15 protein-coding genes are annotated in these 17,449 nt (G+C 42.2%); 5 read left to right on the top strand and 10 right to left on the bottom strand.

All coding sequences use genetic code 11. The features are described 5' to 3' along the window. The first annotated feature begins 105 nt into the window (after window positions 1-105). The 4 genes from GZH31_RS11260 to yegD all read left to right on the top strand — a co-directional run bounded on the left by GZH31_RS11260 (window position 106) and on the right by yegD (window position 3,476). Window positions 106-405 carry a hypothetical protein gene (locus tag GZH31_RS11260; RefSeq protein WP_036966929.1) on the top strand — a complete coding sequence of 100 codons (300 nt, stop codon included), beginning with the start codon at window positions 106-108 and terminating at the stop codon, window positions 403-405. A 65-nt stretch (window positions 406-470) separates the two neighbouring features. After that, a complete protein-coding gene (locus tag GZH31_RS11255) occupies window positions 471-1,127 on the top strand; it encodes an HAD family phosphatase (protein WP_074989565.1) in 657 nt (218 codons plus the stop codon). Window positions 1,128-1,190: 63 nt separating this feature from the next. After that, the gene (locus GZH31_RS11250; RefSeq protein ID WP_075593751.1) at window positions 1,191-2,036 is read left to right on the top strand and encodes a DNA ligase; all 846 of its coding nucleotides are present in this window, start codon (window positions 1,191-1,193) and stop codon (window positions 2,034-2,036) included. Window positions 2,037-2,108: 72 nt separating this feature from the next. Continuing rightward, a complete protein-coding gene (yegD, locus tag GZH31_RS11245; RefSeq protein WP_065978847.1) occupies window positions 2,109-3,476 on the top strand; it encodes a molecular chaperone in 1,368 nt (455 codons plus the stop codon). Between the two features lie 19 nt (window positions 3,477-3,495). Here yegD and GZH31_RS11240 read toward each other — a convergent pair whose 3' ends face one another. From GZH31_RS11240 to GZH31_RS11225, 4 genes are all read right to left on the bottom strand, one after another. Next, window positions 3,496-3,960: a methylglyoxal synthase gene (locus GZH31_RS11240; protein WP_036966937.1), complete on the bottom strand. Its 465-nt coding sequence runs from the start codon at window positions 3,958-3,960 to the stop codon at window positions 3,496-3,498. 8 nt (window positions 3,961-3,968) lie between these two features. Beyond that, complete coding sequence (locus GZH31_RS11235; protein ID WP_036966939.1) at window positions 3,969-4,601, bottom strand: LysE family translocator; 633 nt, start codon at window positions 4,599-4,601, stop codon at window positions 3,969-3,971. A 97-nt stretch (window positions 4,602-4,698) separates the two neighbouring features. After that, entirely contained in the window at window positions 4,699-6,537 is a 1,839-nt protein-coding gene (locus GZH31_RS11230) for a S8 family serine peptidase (protein WP_036966941.1), read from the bottom strand. A 222-nt stretch (window positions 6,538-6,759) separates the two neighbouring features. Further along, window positions 6,760-7,932, bottom strand: coding sequence for a multidrug effflux MFS transporter (locus GZH31_RS11225; protein ID WP_036966943.1), 1,173 nt, complete (start codon window positions 7,930-7,932; stop codon window positions 6,760-6,762). Window positions 7,933-8,114: 182 nt separating this feature from the next. Between GZH31_RS11225 and GZH31_RS11220 the strand changes: the two genes are divergently transcribed. Beyond that, on the top strand, window positions 8,115-8,591 hold the full coding sequence (locus GZH31_RS11220) for a hotdog fold domain-containing protein (protein ID WP_036966946.1): 477 nt from the start codon (window positions 8,115-8,117) through the stop codon (window positions 8,589-8,591). Here the strand turns inward: GZH31_RS11220 and GZH31_RS11215 are convergent. The 6 genes from GZH31_RS11215 to GZH31_RS11190 form a co-directional block, all read right to left on the bottom strand. Beyond that, window positions 8,588-9,073: a polymer-forming cytoskeletal protein gene (locus GZH31_RS11215; RefSeq protein WP_074989562.1), complete on the bottom strand. Its 486-nt coding sequence runs from the start codon at window positions 9,071-9,073 to the stop codon at window positions 8,588-8,590. The two genes, GZH31_RS11220 and GZH31_RS11215, sit on opposite strands and share 4 nt — an antisense overlap. Next, on the bottom strand, window positions 9,063-10,214 hold the full coding sequence (locus GZH31_RS11210) for a M23 family metallopeptidase (protein WP_036969122.1): 1,152 nt from the start codon (window positions 10,212-10,214) through the stop codon (window positions 9,063-9,065). The genes GZH31_RS11215 and GZH31_RS11210 overlap by 11 nt, the downstream gene beginning before the upstream one ends. 140 nt (window positions 10,215-10,354) lie before the next feature. Beyond that, entirely contained in the window at window positions 10,355-11,668 is a 1,314-nt protein-coding gene (gene fahA, locus GZH31_RS11205) for a fumarylacetoacetase (RefSeq protein ID WP_036966951.1), read from the bottom strand. A gap of 143 nt (window positions 11,669-11,811) precedes the next feature. Then, window positions 11,812-12,858, bottom strand: a complete 1,047-nt coding sequence (gene hppD / locus GZH31_RS11200; protein WP_036969124.1) for a 4-hydroxyphenylpyruvate dioxygenase — start codon at window positions 12,856-12,858, stop codon at window positions 11,812-11,814. 313 nt (window positions 12,859-13,171) lie between these two features. Next, window positions 13,172-15,892, bottom strand: coding sequence for a metallophosphoesterase (locus GZH31_RS11195; RefSeq protein ID WP_075593750.1), 2,721 nt, complete (start codon window positions 15,890-15,892; stop codon window positions 13,172-13,174). A gap of 113 nt (window positions 15,893-16,005) precedes the next feature. After that, window positions 16,006-17,436 (bottom strand): peptide MFS transporter, encoded by a 1,431-nt coding sequence (locus tag GZH31_RS11190; protein WP_075593749.1) that lies wholly within the window; start codon window positions 17,434-17,436, stop codon window positions 16,006-16,008. Window positions 17,437-17,449 lie beyond the last annotated feature (13 nt).

The following is a 17,449-nucleotide window of genomic DNA, read 5'->3' as shown; positions in this document are numbered from 1 at the left end:
AAACGTTACGTTTTTAAAACCCGCTTTATAGCGGGTTTTTTCGTTTATAAACCTTCTTGTTACTGATAAAGTACGGGTTATAACTTAATTTATAAGAGAACTATCATGGCTGGATTTTGGAATTACCGTGTCATTTTTTGTGAAGCGACTAAAGATGAGGCTGCACAATATCAAATTCACGAAGTTGAATATAATCTCAATGGCAAAGTGACCAATTGGTCTGAAACAGGTGCCGCACCGTTTGGTCATACTGTTGAAGAACTAGAAGCCGATGCAGATCGTTTAAAAACCGCTTTTTCAAAACCTATATTGAAAGTGGTTAGAAAGCAGCGTGGCTATGAGTTGGTTGATGTTGAAACGGGTGAAGAGGCTTTTGCAGAGCCACCTGCGGGTTTAACTGAGTAACATATTATATTTATCGAAGGTGCCAAATGGCACCTTTTATCTTTTAGACTGTAAAAGGAATGAGGATGACTTTAAAAGCAGTATTGTTTGATATGGATGGCACACTTGTCGACTCTGAAAGTGTGCATTTTAATATCTGGAATGACATTTTAGCGCCGTTTGGCGTTCACTATGATGAAGCCACTTTTTGCCAGCGATTTTCGGGCAGGCCAACCCTTGAGGCAGCGAAAGAAGTGGTTGAAAACTATCAATTAACTATTTCGCCTCAGGCGCTTACAGACGCGAAATACACTGCATTTGGTCATTTTGTGAGTGCAAACTTACCGGCTTTAATGCCACACGCAAAAGACGTGCTTGAGCAAGTTAAAGAAAGTGGTTTAAAAATGGCCTTAGTAACAGGAAGTGCTAAAGATGAAGCGTATCCGATTTTAAAGGGATATGGCATATTTGATTGGTTTGATTGTATTGTCACGAAAGACGATGTCAAAAACCCTAAACCTGCAGGTGAACCCTATCAACTCGCCCTTAAAAGCCTGAATATTAATGCCGATGAGGCTATCGCTGTTGAAGATACATTTACCGGTGTTACAGCAGCAAATAACGCTAATGTTAGTGTGTTTGCAGTGCCTAATCACTTTACCGTTGAACACGATTTTTCAAAAGCAGCCGCGGTCATGGCAAATCTTCAAGAAGTTTTCAAATGGGTACAAACTAAACTATAGTAAAGGAAAACGTGACTACTCGATTATGGTCACGTTGTTATTAATTACTGCAAGGAAGCAATTATGATTACCTTTATTAAAAAACACCTGTCCGTGTTTTTACTCGTTATCAGTTTTTCATCCACCGCAGCAGTCACCCCAGATGTTCTCCTTGCTAATGTTTATGATGCAGACAAGGTAAATATTAATGATTACTTAGTGAGCGAAAAGTATGACGGTATAAGAGCCATTTGGACAGGAAATAAACTTGTCACTCGTAATGGTCACCTCATCCATGCACCCGTTTGGTTTACAGCCCCATTGCCTGATGTTTGGCTCGATGGTGAGTTGTGGACGAAACGCCAAGATTTTGCCAACCTTAGCGGGATTGTTCGCACACATCAACCGAACGATAGCGAGTGGCACACAGTAAGTTATCAGGTATTTGATATGCCTGATGCTACGTTGCCATTTAGTCAGCGGTATGAGAATTACGCAGGCTTAGTAACGCAAATTAACGCAGAGCATATCAGAGCAGTCAAACAAAGACGGTTTACCGATAACCATCAGCTAAGCTTATTTATGGATGAGCTTGTTGCGAAGGGCGCTGAAGGCGTAATGTTGCACCTTGCTTTAGCTACACATAAAGCGGGTCGCAGTGATGCTTTGTTAAAGCTTAAGCCTTATCTTGATGCAGAAGCGGTCGTGATTGCTCACTTTCCTGGCAAAGGTAAGTATAAAAATATGTTAGGTGCACTTAAGGTGCGCAATGCCGAGGGTGTTGAATTTAAAATAGGTTCGGGGTTTTCTGATAAGCAACGGCAATTTCCTCCTGCGATAGGTAGCACCATTACTTATAAATATCATGGATTTACTAAAAATGGTTTGCCACGTTTCGCGAGCTTTTTACATGAGCGAGTACCGCTGTAACGTTTAAGCATTCAAAAATGGCCGCGACTATGGTAAATTTCGCGGCCTTTTTGTTGATGTATAGGTGATAGAATGTTTGCAGGCTTTGATTACGGAAGCTCTAATTGTGCAATAGGTGTGATGAATAATGAGCAGCAAGTATCATTGGTGCCGCTTGAGCAGGGCAAACACTATTTACCATCAACGTTATATACCCACCATAGTGCACTTGTTGTTGATTTTGTTGCGAAACATTTGACAGGGAGCGATCAAGAAGCTGAATTTAGGGCACAGCGCCAAGCGCTACTCAATACCATACCCCGTGTGAAGTCTGATTTAGATATTCAAACAGGCGATGAAACCTTATTTATTGGTCGTGAAGCGATTAGCGAGTATGTTCAATTTCCAGAAGAAGGTTATTTCGTTAAATCACCCAAGTCATTTTTTGGCGCAGTCGGCTTAAAGCAAGGTCAAATTAACTTTTTTGAAGACATAGCCACAGCGATGATCTTAAAAATTAAGCAACGTGCAGAGCAGTCTTTACAGCAAAACTTAACTGAAACAGTGATTGGTCGGCCTGTAAACTTTCAGTCAGTGGGCGGAGAAGAGTCAAACCAACAGGCACTGGGAATTTTAGAACGAGCAGCAAAACGTGCGGGTTTTAAAGAGGTATCATTTTTATATGAGCCACTGGCTGCGGGGATTGATTATGAAACGTCGCTACAGGCTGATAAAAAAGTACTGGTAGTTGATATTGGTGGGGGCACCAGTGATTGCTCATTTGTGCAGATGGGTCCAGGCTTTCGTCAAAATCAATGTCGCGACAATGACTTTTTAGCACACAGTGGTAAACGAGTAGGGGGCAATGACTTAGACATCGCCCTGAGCTTTCATGGCTTAATGCCATTATTAGGCTTAGGCACTGAGTTTAAGTCAGGCTTACCTTTACCAAATCAGCCATTTTGGCAAGCGTGCAAAATTAATGATGTGAACCTGCAAAGCCAATTTTATAGTGACGCTCATCATCGAGAACTTGTTACGCAATTGCGCGAAGTGCAGCAACCTGATTTATTTAAGCGCTTAATTCATTTACAGCAAAATAAGCAAGGTCACCAGTTGGTCCAGCAAGGTGAGGCTGCAAAAATAGCACTTTCATCAACAGACACATTCAATACTGATTTAAGCTTTTTAGATTCAGAGTTGAGTCAATGTTTAACGCTCAATGATTTAGCTTTAGCGGTAGAAGATTCAATAAACCAAATTGTGGCACTGGCTAAACAGGCGATACAAGAGGCCGGCACTTCACCCGACGTAATTTATTTAACGGGAGGCAGTGCCCAGTCGCCATTAATTAAAGCAGCGTTAAAAACACATCTGGGAAATATTGATATGCTCAATGGTGACCATTTTGGCAGCGTAACAGCCGGATTAACTAAATGGGCACATACGCTTTATCGCTAAATGTGCTCATTGATAAAAATTACAATGCTACTTGGCGCGTAGCTAAGTACTTCTCGTAATCAGGTAGCGTACGATTAAGCTCACTTTCCATCATTGGTGAGCTTAAGAGCATATCTGCACTGACTTCATTACACGCTACAGGTATGTTCCACACTGCAGCTAAACGCAGTAACGCCTTTACATCGGGGTCGTGAGGTTGAGAAGCCAGTGGATCCCAGAAAAATACCAGCATATGCACTTCGTGTTCAGCGATTTTAGCCCCTAGTTGCTGATCTCCACCCATTGGGCCACTTAACAGCTTAATAACCTCAAGACCTGTTGTACGCTCTATTAAATGGCCTGTTGTGCCTGTGCCATATAAAGTGTGTTTACTTAATATCGCTTTGTGTTTTTCACACCATGCTTTCAGTGCTGCTTTTTTACCATCATGGGCAACAAGGGCAATATTTTTTTTGGCGGGTAAGGCTTGTTGTTTTTGTTCCATAAGTGCTCTTATATTAGAAGGTTAATTGCCAGTGCAATAAAGACCAGTCCTGTGATTCTATCAATCCAAAGTTGGGTTTGCGGGTGATCACGAAAGTAACTGGCTATCTTATCGCCGAAATAAATATACGTGCAGTCGATAGGAAAAGCAAAAAGAGGATAGAGTAATCCAAAAAATGCTAACTGAAATGTGGTTGACGATAAGCTTGGGTCGACAAACTGCGGTATAAAAGCAATAAAAAACAACGCAACTTTTGGGTTAAGCACTTCGGTCATCATGGCTTGAAACATGACATTCTGTTTTTTACTGGTGCTTACATGGGGCTTATCTTCGCATTGTGGATTAGGCTGACTAACCGTTGCTTTTAACGTCGTTAATCCTAAATAACACAGGTAGGCAGCACCTAAATATTGAACCGTGGTATAAGCAACTGTAGAGGCTTTTAAAATAGCGGTTAAACCTATAACAGCAAAAAAGGTATGCACAACCCCGCCTAACGCAAAACCAAATGCGCTTTGCAAGCCTGCCGCTCTTCCATTTGCAAAGGTTTGTGCCATTAAAAAAGCGTTAGAAGGACCGGGGGCAATAGCGATTAAAAAACTGGCGCCTAAAAACGACAGTAAAAACTCAGGATTGATCATTGGCACAGGTGAATAAAGCTAGGTGCTTGATGTTAACAAGTTTTCAAGAAAAGAAAAAGCGGGCAATGTTGCCCGCTCATCGAGGTTGGGGAAAGTATTAGAACGCGACTGTGCTATTGTTTGAGCAAACAGTTGTGCTTTGTGCTTCACATACTTGATAAGTGTAAGAACCGCCGCCTTTCGCTGTAATTGTGTCTGTGTAACTGTTGTTATTTGCTACAGACGTTACTTTGCTGCCGTTACGGTAAATATCTACATTACTGGTTGCTGCGCCATTCCAGCTAAGATCAACATACGCAACACCTTTTGATTTATAACCTGATGTTGATAAGCTAATTTCATCACCACCCGGTGTCGTACCGCCACCGTTATTACCACCCGCACAGCCATTAGCTGTTAGGTAAGCATCAGCCGCAGCCGCTTTAACAATACCGTGGCCGAAGTAAACGTCGTGACCCGCAGCGCCTTGGTCTTCGGCTGTTGCTTTAAGTGCAGCACGGATTTCAGTACCAGTACATTGTGGATGATTTGACCAAACCAGCGCTGCCACACCTGAAACTGCAGGGGTTGCCATTGAAGTGCCGCTCATGTAGCCGTAATCGCTAGTACCAATGTTAATGCTAATGTTCGTGCTTGCAAGTAAAGCTGCACGGTCTTCAAGTGCTGCGCCTACGGCTGGAATGCTTGTGTTGTTTGTATCGCCTAACGTACCGTATAACATACCCGCTTCGTTATTGATGATAACTGCACCAATACCGCCAGAGTTTTCACAGTTTGCCACTTTGTCGTAGAACGAAATGACACCACGGTCAATCATACATACTTTGCCTGATGCCGCTGTATCAACGCTTTCTGCTGTACCCATATAATAAGCTGTACCCGCAGCATTTCCTGAGTTTTCCATTGCAGATGTAGCATAGCCGGTATTATCCGCGGTTAAGCTTGCAGCCGTTGCCATGCCAGCAGGGTATGTAGATAAGGTATCAACACCACCCGCAGTGACTTCTACACAGATTGTTTCGTCAGTCGTTACATTTTTACCACGGCCCGACGTACAGCTTGGGAATTGTGAGAAATCAGCAATTTGATTGTTTGCATCGTTTGCACCTACCATCATTACTGATGGGTAACCAGCAGGGTATGAACGAACACTGTTTCCATCATTACCCGCTGCTGCTACAACAAGGCCGCCAGCGTTTGTGAAGTTTGCGAATGCATTTGATTCTGTGCTGTTTGAGCCACCACCGCCAAGGCTCATACTGATAATATTAGCGCCTGCTTGAGAACATAAATCAGCTGCATGAGCTAGATCAGACGAGTAACCCCATCCCTCAGCGTTAAATACTTTGATGATGTGCATAGCAACACCCGGAGCCATACCAACAACACCTAGGTTGTTGTCAGCAGCACCAATAGTGCCTGCTACGTGAGTACCGTGAGGACCGCCGTTGTCAAACCAGTTGCCTGTGCCACTATCGTTATCACCTGTGATATTACCCCACACAAAATCAGGGTTTGATGCATCAAGGCCTGAGTCAATGACACACACTTTCATACCGGCATTGGCATCAAATGTTACTTGATCAGCTTGTGACTGATAAACTGCATAGGGAGTTAACTGTTGCTGCATTGCATTGCCAGCATCATCATTGTATACCGCCATGGGTACACGTTTATGATCTTCTTCAATGAGTTTAATATGTGGGTTATTAAGTAAGCCTTTAACGCTTGCTAAATCGTGACCAGTAAATTGTGCTGCAATAAAGCCATTACCATCAACTTTGATATCACCACCCAGTTTTTTAGCAAGGGCTTTCACCACGCCTTTTTTATTGTTGTCTACTTGGATGATATAACGGTCGTTTGCTGCGTGTGCAGTTCCTGCTGCGCACAGACCACTGATGATTAACGCTAAAGCTAATTTATTCTTTTTCATATTTCGTATCCCAAACGTGTTATTGAGTTAACTAAATGTTAACTTAATTAAACAATAATTTAATAAAACCGTGGGTACAAGTAAAATTATCCATAAAAACGGAACAAAAAATTCTAGAAACAGGTCTTTTATAATCTAATGTTATATTGAGAAGTCTAAACGGGTAAATAGAATATAACTATTCTCATTTACCCGTATTTGGTAACGAATGTGAACTAAACTCTATGACAAGTGTTTGTGTTTTAAGAGTAAATAAGCAAAAGGTATAAGCATTAAGAAGTGCACACCAATTAAAACGGGCGTAACTAAGTTTAAATACTGTGTTATAAACACCAGTAAACTTGCGCCACTCATTTGCATTAAACCAATAAGTGCAGATGCAGTCCCCGCTTGTTTTGGGTATAAGCTTAACGCTCTACCGGCTGATGACCCTAAAGTTAATGCAAAGCCAAATGCAGCTATAAACATGGGGAACATGAGGGCAATAGCGCTACGCTGCTGGCTTAAAATGAGCATTAAACCGCCAGAGAGCACTAATAACATAAGGCCAATTTTTAATGCGCGTTTAGGTTGTCGCTTTATATACAGAGGCATTATGAAACTAGCTAGAATGCTAAGCACGGCGTTACAGGTAAACCAAAAAGTAAAATCGCTGACGCTACCGCCTAATTCAGTAATAAGCCAGCCGGGTGCTAAGGTCACAAACACCAAAATTGCTGACATAGTCACTAAACAAATTAAGCTATGAAATAAAAACAGAGGGGTGCTGATTATGGGAATAAAGCGCCGTAAATCAAGAATGTGACCGCTGTATACACTGTCGGCAGGGCGTGTTTCTTTATAAAGTATTAGCGTAATAAGTAAGCCTGCGAGGGCAAAGGCAGCCATAAATAAAAAGTTCATACGCCAGCCAAATTGCACCGTTAACCACGCACCTAAAATAGGGGCGAGGGCAGGGATAAAACACACGATACCATTGAGGTAAGTAATTATCTGACCGCTGCGCTCACTGCCAAATCTGTCTCTAACTATGGCAAATGCTACGACAAAGGTTGCACAGGCGCCCAAGCCTTGCAGTGCTCTTGCAAACATAAGGCTGGTAAAGTCAGGAGATAGGTAAGCGCCATACGCAGCCAAACCATATAAAGTTACTCCTGCAATGGCGACAGGTTTACGGCCAAACTTATCTGCTAAAGGACCTGCAATTAACTGCCCAAGTCCTACGGTCAGCATAAAAATTGCGACGGTTTGTTGTACTTGTTTCTCCGATGCATGAAACTGGTCTGCAATAGTTGGAAAAGCCGGTAAATAAATATCAATAGCTAACGGGCTAAAGATAACCAGAAGGCCTAAGATGAATAGTAAACTGGGGTTTTTGTGCTGGCGTGACTGCATTCGCTCTCCTTAAAACGGTATTTTATGTGCCCCTTAAAGAAAAGAAAAGCGTTGATGCGGGTTATTGTGTGATACATACGTTGTCATTCGTTTGCGCGAGTAATGGTTACTTTAAATTTTCATTTCGCTATCTGGTCTGATGTGTTAGTTTTTATTTCTAATAAAAAAATTGGATAGATGTCGTGAGCTCACAATCGAATCTGTTAAAAATTTGGTCGAAGTGCCAGTCTTTGCCAAAAGGAAAATGGCTTTTTAGTAAAGCCGTGTGTTTTAAAGCGCCTTACTTTGCTTCAATAAAGCCTGTCGTCAATGAATTGAAATTGGGCTATTGCAGTGCAACGGTTAAAAATCGCCGTGCGATACATAATCATATTGGTACGATACATGCCATTGCTCAGTGTAATATTGCTGAATTATGTGCAGGGCTAATGGTTGATGCCACCGTACCTGCTAAAACGCACCGTTGGATCCCAAAAAGTATGACGGTTAATTATTTAGCAAAAGTGGATAGTGATATGCGCGCAGTGGCTGAGATAGATTTCCCTAGGCAATGGCTAGATAAAGAAGATTTAGTTGTACCCGTTAAGGTGTATAACAGCCGCGATGAATTGGTATTCACCGCAGACATTACAATGTATATAACGGCTAAAAAGCGTTAAGACTTGTCAGCGGCTTGTTTATTAACAAATGACAAGTCGTTGTCATCATCGACTAGCAGCGAGGATGTACTTTCTTCGCCTGCTTCAGGTTTAATAGGGGCAACGTTGTCTTCTTCGTGTCGATGTTTTAGGCTGCCTTCTATCATTGCGCCTGCTTCAATGCTTAAAGTGTCGTGAAAGACATCACCATGCACTTCGGCACTACTTTCAATCATCACTTTGTTTGCAATCAACGAACCAATAATTTTACCTTTAACGACCACGCTATCAGCTTCGATCATGCCTTCAATCATACCGGTTAGGCCAATCACTAAATGCTTTACACGCAAATCACCTTCAATGCGACCATCAAGTTGAACTTCACCTTGGCTGGTGAGTGAGCCCGTCAAACGCATATCTTCTGCAATGATAGAGGGAGTGTGGTTGGTTCTTTTTAAAGATGAGCTACTGCTGGTTGCTGCTTTTTTTTTCTTACCGAACACGAGAAAGCGCCTTTGTTATTTTAACTGGATTGACATGTTTACCATTCACTAAAACTTCGTAATGTAGGTGCGTGCTGGTGCTTCGACCAGTGCTACCCATTAAACCAATTACATCGTCTTTAGTGACTGTTTGGCCTTTTTTCACCTTAATTTTATTTAAGTGACCAAAGCGTGTTACGAAGCCATTTTTATGTTGTAGCTCGATAAAATTACCATAGCCGCCATTGCGACCTGCGCGAAGTACGGTGCCATCAGCAGGCGCAAAAATTTCTGTTTTGTGCCAACCTGCCAGGTCTACTCCTTTGTGAAAAGCGCGACGGCCATTCATTGGATCTTTACGTAAACCGTAACTGCTTGAAATATAGTAATCGGCTGCAGGCAGTGTTTGCGGTAGTTCACTTAATAAATTTTCTAAATTGTTTAATGCCAAGAGTTTGTCTGCAATGGCCAAAAATTGACTGGGTATTTTAGACTCATCAAATAAGTCTAACGGACCCCCTTGTGCAGTGTCGGTATCTTCAGCTACAGAACTGCGAGCAAGTGCGCTGTCTAATCCTGCCCCTTCAAGCATTGCGATAATCTCTTCGTGGCGTTGCTTAATTTGCTGATCTAAAAAATTGAAGGTGTAGTCATAGCTCTTATTAAGGCGTGTAATGCGCATTGAGGCGCTTTCGTATTGTTTTGCCTGTGCAGGTAGTTGCTCGTCTTCTAATGGGGCATGAAACTCGTCTGCGTTCTCTTGAATCGGCAGTAGGATAGGTTCAGCCTCATTATTTAATGCTGGTTTGTTCATTGACTCAGGTAAAGACTCAATCATGCTTTGCAGTAAAGCTTGTTTTTGCTCTAACACCGCCAATTGTTCAAGTTGTTTTGTGTAAATGGCTTGCTGTTGTTGGTATTGCTTTTGCCATTCTTGTTGTTTGCTAAGCTGGGTTTGCTCTATTTGAGACATTTTGTCAGCTTGCGAAATGATTTGTAATGTTGACACGCTCAACCAAACAAGAGCGGTTAAAACGACGAGTAAAGTCGTTAATTGTACCCAAGGTGCTAATATAAGGTGTTTTACTTCGCCGTTTTGACGGATCAGCAGCTGTCGAGCTGGAAAAAACGTGCGATAAAAAGACTTAAGTTTAACTAACATGGCGTACATAAATCGGCTAATAACCGAGCTAAGATAGCAATCTGAACTAAAAAAGCTAGCAAAAAATTGTAACTCAGTTAAAAAAAGTACAAAAAAAAGGGCAAAAAATGCCCTTAGTTTATGAAAATAGATAAGTATTTCTATTTAGCAGGTAATACGGTGCCTTCAACTCTGCCGAAGCCAATACGTGCAAAACCTTCTTTTTCACACCAGCCACGCATAATAACGTTGTCACCATCTTCTAAGAAAGTACGTTGTTCACCGTTCTCAAGTGTGATTTTTTCTTTACCACCACGTGAAAGCTCTAATAAAGAACCCGCTTCTTCGTGCTCTGGGCCAGATTGCGTACCCGAACCTAGCATGTCACCAGGTTGGAAGTTACAGCCGTTTACCGTGTGGTGTGTGACCATTTGTGCCACTGTCCAGTATGAGTGCTTGAAGCTTGATTTAGAAACTAGCGTTGGAGCGTGACCTTCTTTACGCATTTTTTCAGTTTCAATTTGCACATCCATCTTAATATCGAACGCGCCAAATTCACGGTTGTGCGTCGATTCTAAGTAGTCCATTGGTTGCGGATCATTTTCATCGCGCGTCCACTGTGTTCTATACGGTGCAAGTGCTTCTGTTGTTACAATCCATGGTGAGACAGTTGATGCAAAGTTTTTCGCAAGGAATGGACCTAAAGGTTGGTATTCCCATGCTTGCAAGTCACGTGCTGACCAGTCATTGAATACACAGAAACCAAATACATGGTTTTCAGCGTTTTCGATGGCAATTGCATCGCCCAGCTCGTTACCATTACCTAAGTAAATACCGAGCTCTAATTCGTAATCTAGGCGTTTACACGGGCCAAATGAAGGTACTTCAGCGTCAGGTGCTTTTGTTTGACCATTTGGACGGTGGAATGTTTGACCTGATACATCAATCGATGAAGAACGACCATGATAGCCAATGGGTACCCATTTATAGTTAGGCAGTAAAGGATTATCAGGACGGAATAAGCTGCCGACAGCCGTTGCATGGTAGATAGAGGTATAAAAGTCTGTGTAATCACCAATGCGACATGGCAGTGCAAATTCTATATCAGCCTGTGCAATGAGGGCGTCAGTAAGCTGAGCTTGCTCTTTGGCGCCTTCGCGAAGTGCGTTTGATAATGCAAGACGCAGTGCAGACCAGTATTGCTGACCTAAACCCATAAACTCATTAAGCGTTGCTTTGCTAGCCGCTGCAACAGCAACCTGTGCATCACCTGAGAAGATACCAAGTTCATTCACTTTCGCTAAATCAATTACTTGATCGCCAATAGCAACGGCACCACGAAACGCTTCGTCTGAGTTTTTACGACGAACTTCTGCGAATGGTAAGTTTTGAATCGGGAAGTCACAGTTCGCTTCGTTTGCTGAACTCACCCAGCTTTTTAAATTAATATCATGGGTTTCGTTAATTAGGCTCATACTCTTTCCTTATTAGTTCGCGCTGATGTGTTAGATAGTGATATGGAGGCAATCTGCGCAATTTAAACAGTTACGTTGAAAACAGAAATCAAAACGACAAAAAGCAGCGTGTTAAACACGCTGCTTTTTTGGTTACGTGTGGTTTAGATTACACCACGACGCTCTTGATCACGTTCAATAGACTCAAACAATGCTTGGAAATTACCTTCACCAAAACCACCGTCGTCTACACGTTGGATCATCTCAATAAAGATAGGACCAAAAAGGTTCTTCGAGAAGATTTGTAGCAAGTAGCAGTTTTCGCTCTGGCTATCGACAAGAATTTGGTGCTCACGGATTTTTTCTTTGTCTTCTTTAACCCAAGGTACACGGTCAAAAATGGTGTCGTAGTACTCAGGGATGATATCTAGCGTTGCAATTGTTGATTGGTCTAGCTTATCAAGTGAACCTACTAGGTCATTCGTTAGGAATGCTAAGTGTTGTACACCCGGACCATTGTACTCATTTAGATACTCATCGATTTGGTTGTTGTTGTTATCTTTACCTTCGTTGATTGGAATAGAGAAGGTTCCGCACGGTGATTTAAGTGCATAAGATAATAACGCTGTTTTTTGACCTTTAATGTCGAAATAGCGAACTTCAGTAAAACCAAATACATTTTTATAGAAGTTAGCCCATGTTTCCATGGTGCCTTTGTAGACGTTATTTGTTAAATGGTCGATACGAAGGAAGCCCTTGTCTTCAACAACGTTTTGCTCTTCTAAGTCTTCGAAATCAGACTCATAGATTGAACCTTTGTCACCAAATTGTTCGATGAAGTAGATTAAGCTGTCACCAATACCGTAAATTGCAGGGTAAGGTAAGTCTTTGTGTGCTGAATCAGTGGCAGGTTTTGCGCCACGTTCAACCGCTACTTCAAATGCTTTTTGAGCATTCTCTACACGCCAACCCATTGAACAGATTGCTGGGCCGTGGCTTTTAGCAAATTCGGCCGAGAAACCTTCACGCTCATTGTTTAGTAAGAAATGAATGTCGTGCTGGTTATAGTAAACAATGTCTTTACCTTTGAATTTTTTTAGTTTCGAGAAACCAAAATCAGTAAATACTTTGTCCATGTAATCTGCATCAGGTGTTGCGTATTCAGTGAATTCAATGCCCACTAAACCTAACGGATTATTTACTTCGCTCATTGTCATTACTCCCGCAATTATAAGCACTGCGCTAAAAAAGTTATTGTTGTGTAATGAGCGGATGATTAACCAGAAAACCGATAAGGGGAAGATCTGAGGCTTATTTAGCGACGGTGTGTTTTGTAAATTAAATGGGACAATGATTTTAATTTCAACAATCACCCTAGGCTTAAGCAAATAGAAAGGCTTAATAGGACGCATGATGCACATTGTTTTTCGTTATTAAGCTTTTGAATTTAAATGCTTTAAATGCTTTTTTTAAAGGAGTTAAAAAGGCCAATATTGGCCTTTTTATTTAGCTTGTGTGTATTAATTAGTTTACACTTTGGCGTTGTTTGTTAAAAAACTTACTGCGTTGTTGTAACCACGGATTATTCATTATTTGTGGTGCCGTTTGGTAATGACGTTCAACAACGTTATTTAAGATGCGTGTTGAGCGGACATAATTCAATTGTTGTTTTGCTGCGCCTAAGGTGGCTATTTCATTGTCTGTCATGGCTCGGCCTGCAAACAGCAGCGCATTTAAATACCCAGGCTCCGTTTCATAGTCATTATCGGTCAGCAGTAAGGTTGCTTTATCAATCGCCCAGCGCTGGTTTATTTCGCCTTCGTCTTTCACACCGATAAGCTTACCATCTAGGTAAATTTTTAGTGCTCCGTTAGTCGGCGCTGCATAGAATACAAAAGCAAGGCGATGCCACTCACCAGCGTTTAGGTTACCAAAGTAACCACTCTTAGTTGTAGCAATACCTATCGCGTTAGCTTTATTCGTATATAAGTCGGCATCGCTTATATTGGTGATATCGGTTTGTAACAGAGCGCGCCATTGTTGACTGCTTTGTTCAGGCCACAGTAAATCCATGACGAGTGTGTAATCGGCAATCAATCCGTCATTGGTAAAGTCGCCATTGGCAGCACTATTTGCAGTTAGTAGTAAGCCTTGACTTGGACTGTGCCGAGAAAACGCTAATACCCCTGATATACCGTCTTTTAAATCAGCAATTTGTAATGCGCTGGTCGTCGAAAATTGGCTGTTTTCTTCTCCCCAATTACGTTGTTCTGGGTCGAAGAAGTTAAGAGCTGCGGGACCTAAGTCACTTTTAAACCCTTGGCTCGGATCATTAAAATTCCAGACAGTGACTACATCCTCATTTTCGCAGGCACTCAGTGTATTCTCTGTGTCTAAATATAAACACTGGCTGGTACGAAAACGGGCATAGTTATCCAGTATCCACCAACTTTCGGCCAATAAATTTGCCTCTAATGCTGGCACAGTCGGGAAGAATAAGGTGCTATTGAGGGCAGGGCCTTTAAAAAGTGCCACTTGATACTGTGCAGCATCGTCAATACTCGCGGGGGCTAAGTAAACCCACTCAGGTTGGCTTTGTACCATGGCTTTAAGCTCAGCGCCTGTGACATTGACTTGGTAAATTGCATTGAAGCCTGATGTATTTGAGGGTTGGCGCTCAACTTTAAACGCGGCATGAAAATCTTCTTGTGTGAGTGTGCCGGGCAACCAGCGATCTTGTACTTGGCTTGCATCAAAAAGAGCTGCATCAATAGCTGCAAATTGTTGTTTTGTTGCTTTCGCTGTGAGCAGGGCTACTTCCTCAGCGCTTGGGTAGTTTTCAGACACAGCAATTTCGGTATTGGCGTCGGGGGCATAGCGGCCCATAATTTCGTCTATTGCTGTTTTTGTGTCTGTGCTAACTGTCATTATGTCGCTGGTCGATACCGTATTGTAATCAACATCGATGATACTTTTATCTTTAAGGTCGAAGGTTAAGGTTAAATCGGTTAGACCTTGGGCAAAAAAGTTTGGCTGAATTACAAGACTGCCGTTTTCGAGAGTTTGATAATTTTCGCCGCCATGGGTGTGCCCACCGAGCACTAAGTCAATGCCAGATACAGTGGTAGCAATACGCGTATCAGTGCCTTCCCCAAGGTGGCTTACCATCACCATGTAGTCTACGTCTTGTCGATATTGATTAACGATTTGCTCTGCCACTTCCTGCCATTGCCAATTCATTTTGAAGTTAGCAATAAAATCTGGAATTGGATCATCTTCAATCGGATTATCAAGCTCATTCCATGGCACTGAAGTCATGCCAAAAAAACCAATACGCAGACAGCCTACCTTTACCACTGAAAAATCAACTGCTGCAAATTCAATGTCGGCATTACCGTCGTATTCCGTGTTGCTGGCAAGCACAATGGCATTATCGTCATCGGCAAAATCAAGTAATTGCTCAGGACCCCAGGCGTAATCGTGGTTACCAATAACCCTCACATCAAATGCCATTGCTTTAATGGCTTCAACCGTAGCTAAGCCTTGCGATGTTTGTTCAGCAACCGTGCCTTTTTCATAGTCATCCCCACCATTCGTAAAGAGGGTGTTTGGGTTCGCTTGCTTTGCATTGTCGTAATAACTGCGGATACGACTAAAAAGCTGCTCTTTAAACCCAAAGCGAGCATGTAAGTCAGCTACATGGATAAAGCGGACGGTTTGTGACGTTGCGTTATCATCACATTGTTCACCAATCGTTTTACTGACCGCAGGCACACTGCGCGACTTTAAAGCAAATGTGCCAAAGTCAGTGATTTGACTGACTGCAAAGTCATCGTCATTTTTTATTGTAGTAAGGGGCTGCCATTGCTCATTTTTTAAAATTACGATGCTAAAAGCAACATCAGTTTGTTGCTCTGGTAGCTTAATCGCTAAGGTTAGTGGGTCTGAAAAAACCACATTATTCGGTCTGAATGTATAGCGCGCAGAGACAATGCCTTGGTCAGTATCGGTAGGTGTCGCAGCTGTTGATGTATACGTGAACGTTGTGTCTGTTGTGACGGTATTCTTTGGGGCTGTGAGAATGACTTTGCCATTATCAAACTGCTCAGTTAAGCCATTATCGGCAGAAATAATTAACCCGGTTTGAGTAGGGGGGACTGCTGTTTCTTTTGTTGTTTTGTCACCCCCGCAGGCTGCGAGTAATGAAATAGTTAAAAAAACTGACAGTTGAATTAAAAAGCGCAATGTAACGTCCTTGCCGATATACCGATTAACGTTGGATTATAGTATCAGTATTGAGGACGGGGAAGTAGCCTTTAGAAAGAAAATCCCCACAGCAGGCGCTGTGGGGAAACGTATTATTGCTTTTCAGCAGTCACTTCTAGCTCTTCTGCAAGAATGTGTTCTTGTGTGTGAGGCACATGCTGACCTTCAGCACCGTGCATCCACTTAACAAGTTTATCGCTTAATAAGTACATGATGACAGCAGAGATGATTGCTGTCGCACCTAAACCAATAAAGATACCCATTGCATTTTCAACAGCCGCTTCGCCTTCGCCTAGGAAAGAACCTACGAAACCTGCAATCTTGTTTGCAACAGCTGTACACAGGAACCAAATACCCATAAGCATTGACGCTAAACGCAGTGGTGCTAGTTTACTTACCATTGATAAACCAATTGGTGATAAACATAGCTCACCAAGTGTATGGAATAAGTAAAATAACACGAGCCACATCATGCTGATTTGCAGGTTATCGCCTTGACCTTGCGTCATTAGTGCCAAAATCATGGTGATAAAGCCAAGTGCTAAGAAGATAAGTGCAATAGCAAACTTAACTGGTGAGTTAGGCTCACGCTTATCAAGTTTTAACCAAATAATGGCAACGAGCGGTGCAAATACAATGATGAAAATAGAGTTTAACGATTGGAACCAAGATGCAGGTACTTCAAAGTCAAATAGCATACGGTTAGTGTAGTCGTTGGCAAATAGGTTCATAAGACCACCTGCTTGCTCAAACCCCATCCAGAAGATGATACTGAATACACTCATTGTGAAGATAACTTTAATACGGTCAGTTTCCACTTTAGTCAGTGGCTCTTTCGTGTTTGATTCTGATTGTGCTTGTGAAAGCTTAGCAGAAGGAACTACACCGATATCGCCTAGGTATTTGTTGCTCAGTGCAAGTTGCATTAGTACAGAGATCACCATACCGATACCTGCCACTACAAAGCCCCATTGCCAGCCCATTGATGCAGCAGCATAGCCAGCGATAAGTGGACCAAGTGCACCCCCTAAGTTGATACCCATGTAGAAAATAGTGAACGCGCCATCACGACGTTGATCACCTTCTTTATATAGGTCACCTACCATTGTTGAGATGTTTGGCTTAAATAAACCATTACCTAAACACAGTAGTGTTAAACCAAGATAGAAAACGTTTTCTTCTTGGCCTGCTAAATAGCTGTGAGGAATACCCATGGTAAAATGGCCAGCAGCCATTAATAAACCACCTAGGATAATTGCTTTACGCTGACCTAGCACGTTATCAGCTAACCAACCACCAAGTAATGGCGTAATATAAACAGCCATAGTGAAGGTACCGTAAAGGCTCAATGCATCAGCATTTGACCAACCAAAACCACCTTCTTGAACAAGTGCAACTAAGTACAGCACTAAAATGGCACGCATGCCGTAATAACCAAATCGTTCCCACATTTCTGTGCCGAACAACAGGAATAACCCCTTAGGATGCCCTAAAAAGTCACCTGCTTTAGGTAATGAACTCATATTTACTTCCTAA

The organism is Pseudoalteromonas sp. JSTW, assembly GCF_013423925.1.
In the GTDB taxonomy this organism is placed as follows: Bacteria; Pseudomonadota; Gammaproteobacteria; order Enterobacterales; family Alteromonadaceae; genus Pseudoalteromonas; species Pseudoalteromonas lipolytica.
This window is presented reverse-complemented; position numbering and strand designations above follow the sequence as displayed.